Genomic DNA, 4,382 nt, shown 5'->3' with positions numbered 1-4,382 from the left:
GTGGCGCTCGCGCTGCCGCTGCTGGCGCTGTTCGGGCAGGCGTGGTTCGACCAGGCCGGCAACTGGGCCTTGCCCGCGCGCATGGCGGAGCTGGCCGCCAATCCCAATTTCGTGCCGCTGCTCGGGCGCAGCCTGGCGGTTTCGCTGACCGTGGCCGCGCTGGTGGTGCCGCTGGCGTTCGGCTTCGCCTACGCGCTGCAGCGCTCGCGCGTCGCGCTCAAGCCGCTGTGGCGCGGCATCGCGCTGCTGCCGCTGTTCGCGCCGTCGCTGCTGCCGGGCATCGCGCTGGTCTACCTGTTCGGCAACCAGGGCATCTTCAAGGGCGCCTTCGGCGCCGGCGGCATCTACGGCTTCTGGGGCATCGTGCTGGGCGAGGCCTTCTACACGTTCCCGCACGCGCTGATGGTGCTGATGGCCGCGCTCTTGCTGGCCGACGCGCGCCTGTACGAGGCCGCGCGCGCGATGGGCGCGTCGCCGTGGCGCACCTTCCTCACGGTGACGCTGCCGGGCGCGCGCCACGGCCTGTTCGGCGCGGCCTGCCTGGTGCTGACGCTGGTGGTGACGGATTTCGGCGTGCCCAAGGTGGTGGGCGGCGGTTATCCGGTGCTGGCGCTGGAGGCCTACAAGGCGGTGGTGGGGCAGCAGCAGTTCGCGCGCGGCGCGCTGATCGGCATGCTGCTGCTGTTGCCGGCGCTGTTGACCTTCGGCGTGGACATCGCCATGCAGCGCCGCCAGCGCGCGCAGATGTCGAGCCGCGCGCAGGTCTACGTGCCGGGCCGCGACCGCCTGCGCGATGCGGCCTGCCTGCTGGTGGTGCTGGCCGTGGGCGGCGCGCTGCTGCTGGTGCTGGCCGCGGCGGTGGGCGCCTCGCTGGTCAGGCTGTGGCCGTACAACCTGCAGCTCACGCTGGCGCACTACGACTTCGACAACATGGACGGCGGCGGCTGGCTGGCCTACCGCAACAGCCTGAAGATGGCGGCGCTGACCGCGCTGGCCGGCACCGCGGCGATCTTCCTCGGTGCCTGGCTGACCGAGCGCACGCGCGGGCCGGCCTGGCTGCACGGCGCGCTGCGCGCCGGCTTCATGCTGCCGATGGCGGTGCCCGGGCTGGTGCTCGGCCTCGGCTACGTGTTCTTCTTCAACGCGCCGGCCAATCCGCTGCACGCGCTGTACGGCACCATGACGCTGCTGGTGCTCTGCAACGTGGCGCATTTCTACACCACCGGCCACCTTACCGCCGCCGCCGCGCTGCGCCAGCTCGACGGCGAGTTCGAGGCCGCGGCGCTGTCGCTCGGCGTGGCGCCGCTGGCGACCTGCTGGCGCGTCACGGTGCCGGTCTGCCTGCCGGCGCTGCTCGACATCTTCCGCTACCTGTTCGTCTCGGCCATGACCACGGTGTCGGCGGTGGTCTTCCTCTACAGCCCCGACACCGTGCTGGCCGCGATCTCCGTGCTGAACATGGACGACGCCGGCGACACCGCGTCCGCCGCGGCCATGTCCACGCTGATCCTGCTGACCTCGGCGCTGGCCTGCCTGCTGCTGCTCGGCGCCGCGCGCGGCTGGCTGCGCCGCACGCAGGCGTGGCGCGCGCCGGCGCACTGACCGGCCGGCCCGGATTTCCGAACCCGCATCACCGCATCCGCACGCATCCCAAGGAGAAACCATGCCTCATCCGTTCCGCACCGCCACCGCCGTGGCCGCCTTCGCGCTGCTGGCCGGCGCCGCTCATGCCAACACCGTGCTGACCGTCTACACGGCGCTCGAGGCCGACCAGATCGCCGCCTACAAGGCCGCCTTCGAGAAGGCCAACCCGGACATCGAGATCAAGTGGGTGCGCGACTCCACCGGCATCGTCACCGCCAAGCTGCTGGCCGAGAAGGCCGCGCCGCGCGCCGACGCGATCTGGGGCCTGGCCGGCTCCAGCCTGGCCATCCTCGACAAGGAAGGCATGCTGCAGCCGTACGCGCCGAAGAACCTGGCGGCGGTGGAGGCGCAGTACCGCAGCGCCGCCAACCCGCCGGCCTGGGTCGGCATGGACGTCTGGGGCGCGGCGATCTGCTTCAACACCGTGGAGGCGCAGAAGCAGGGCCTGCCCAAGCCGGCCTCGTGGGCCGACCTGACCAAGCCGGTGTACGCCGGCAAGATCGTCATGCCGCATCCGGCCTCGTCCGGCACCGGCTACCTCGACGTGAGCGCGTGGCTGCAGATGATGGGCGAGCAGAAGGGCTGGTCCTACATGGACGCGCTGCACAAGAACATCGGCCTGTACACGCATTCGGGCTCCAAGCCGTGCAAGATGGCCGCGCAGGGCGAGTTCCCGATCGGCATCGCGTTCGAGTACCGCGCCATGAAGACCAAGAAGGAAGGCGCGCCGATCGACATCGTGCTGCCGTCCGAGGGGCTGGGCTGGGACATCGAGGCCACCGCCATCGTCAAGGGCACCAGGAACCTGGAAGCCGCGCGCAGGCTGGCCGACTTCTCCGCCTCCGGCGAGGCGATGGCGCTGTACGAGAAGAACTTCGCGGTGCTGGCCATTCCCGGCATCGCCAAGCCCGATGCGCTGCTGCCGGCCGACTACGAGAAGCGCCTGATCAAGAACGACTTCGGCTGGGCCAGCACCAACCGCGACCGCATCCTGGCCGAGTGGAGCAAGCGCTACGAAGGCAAGGCCGAGAAGAAGTAAGGCGGCCTGACCGGCCCGCCGACGAAAAAAGCCCGGAGGCGCTGCCGCGTCCGGGCCTTTTTCGTCGGAGGCGGGCCGGCGCCGGCGGGCGTGGCCACGCAGAAACGGGTACGGACGGTATCGCGGCAAGCGCGGCGCGGCAGGGGAGAACGGCCGGCGGGTCAGCCGTTGGAGGCTTCGGAGGGATCGTTGCGCGAGTGCAGGCGGCGGTAGAGATCGTCCACGTGCGCGCGGCTGGCGCGCAGTTCCTCGCGCCCGCGCTCGGTGATCAGGTAGACCCGCCCGATGCCGTCGCGCAGCACGCTTTCGATGTAGCCGTCCATCTGCAGCGCGCGCAGCAGCGGGCGGACGGAGCCGATATCCACCTGGAAGCCGTACTCCATCAGCATTTCGGCGAGCATGGCCACGGTGGCCGGGACCTCGACGGCGAACTGGAGGACGTAGATGCGGGCGAGCAAGCCAAGGAACTGTCGTTTCATGACGGTGCAAACGCGGGATCTCGCATTGCGGTTGACGTTGATTTATAGTTGTGGTCCACGCGCCGCAAAAAAAAGAAGCCGCCACGAGCGTGGCGGCTTGTCGGGAATGCGTCGGAGGGGTCAATTAACTCTGGCGCAGATCAGATTTTAAAATAACTTAACGCGGCTTGTCACGCCGGATTTGCGTCACCCCCCTTCCGAGGGGATCGAGAGGCTCTCCCGCCTCTAAAGTCGCGCAAATTGTGTTCAATAGATAACTTCACGCCGTCTTTTCCGGACAGGAACATGTCCGAAAGCAGCTTGCGGCCGGCCGCGGCCCCGCGTCTAATCCGGGCATCCCGGCCTTCCACCCCGCCATGAAACCCACCGATCTGTTTCGCCTGCTGTCCCTGGCCGCCATCTGGGGCGCCAGTTTCCTGTTCCTGCGCATCGGCGCGCCGGTGCTGGGGCCGTTCACGACGGCCTTCCTGCGCGTGCTGATCGGCGCGCTGACGCTGCTGGCCTGCCTGGCCCTGATGCGCGTGCGCTGGGACATGCGCGGCAAGTGGCGCGCGGTGATGGCGCTGGGCGTGATCAACTCGGGCATCCCCTTCGTCATGTATGCGTTCGCGGCGCTGTGGTTGCCGGCCGGCTATTCGGCGGTGTTCAACGCGATGACGCCGCTGATGGGCGTGCTGATCGGGGCGGTGGGCTTCGGCGAGCGCCTGACGCTGAACAAGGCCGGCGGCGTGGTGCTCGGCGTGGCCGGCGTGGCGGTGCTGACGCGCACCGGCCCGGTGGCGTTCACGCCGCAGGTGCTGCTGGGCGCCGCCGCCTGCCTGGTGGCGACGGCCTGCTACGGGCTGGCCGGCTTCCTGGCGCGGCGCTGGATCACCGCGCAGGGCGGGCTCGACAGCCGCCTGGTGGCCACCGGCAGCATGTTCGGCGCGGCGCTGTTCCTGCTGCCGTTCTGCGCCGCCGCGCTGTGGCGCGAGAACACGCTGCCGGCCGCCGGGCCGGGCGTGTGGCTGGCGATGCTCGGCGTGGGCATGTTCTGCACCGCCATCGCCTACATCCTCTACTACCGGCTGATCGCGGACCTGGGGCCGGTGCGCTCGCTGACCGTGACCTTCCTGATCCCGCCGTTCGGCATCGTGTGGGGTGCGCTGTTCCTGCACGAGCAGCTGTCGTGGGCGCATGCCGCCGGCGGCGCGCTGATCGGCGTGGCGGTGTGGCTGGTG

At 70.0% G+C, this 4,382-nt stretch carries 4 protein-coding genes; 3 read left to right on the top strand and 1 reads right to left on the bottom strand.

The genetic code is table 11. The features are described 5' to 3' along the window. Both K206_RS0118115 and K206_RS0118110 read left to right on the top strand, forming a co-directional pair. On the top strand, positions 1-1,602 hold a 1,602-nt coding region (locus tag K206_RS0118115), incomplete at its 5' end, for a putative 2-aminoethylphosphonate ABC transporter permease subunit (RefSeq protein WP_020203811.1). A 61-nt stretch (positions 1,603-1,663) separates the two neighbouring features. After that, entirely contained in the window at positions 1,664-2,683 is a 1,020-nt protein-coding gene (locus K206_RS0118110) for a putative 2-aminoethylphosphonate ABC transporter substrate-binding protein (protein WP_020203810.1), read from the top strand. A gap of 161 nt (positions 2,684-2,844) precedes the next feature. Here the strand turns inward: K206_RS0118110 and K206_RS0118105 are convergent, their stop codons facing one another. After that, on the bottom strand, positions 2,845-3,162 hold the full coding sequence (locus K206_RS0118105) for a PadR family transcriptional regulator (protein WP_029043783.1): 318 nt from the start codon (positions 3,160-3,162) through the stop codon (positions 2,845-2,847). A 356-nt stretch (positions 3,163-3,518) separates the two neighbouring features. Here K206_RS0118105 and K206_RS0118100 point away from each other — a divergent pair. Next, positions 3,519-4,382, top strand: an 864-nt coding sequence (locus tag K206_RS0118100) for a DMT family transporter (protein ID WP_020203808.1), incomplete at its 3' end; no start/stop codon positions are given.

Source organism: Cupriavidus sp. WS (genome assembly GCF_000395345.1).
GTDB lineage: Bacteria > Pseudomonadota > Gammaproteobacteria > Burkholderiales > Burkholderiaceae > Cupriavidus > Cupriavidus basilensis_B.
This window is presented reverse-complemented; position numbering and strand designations above follow the sequence as displayed.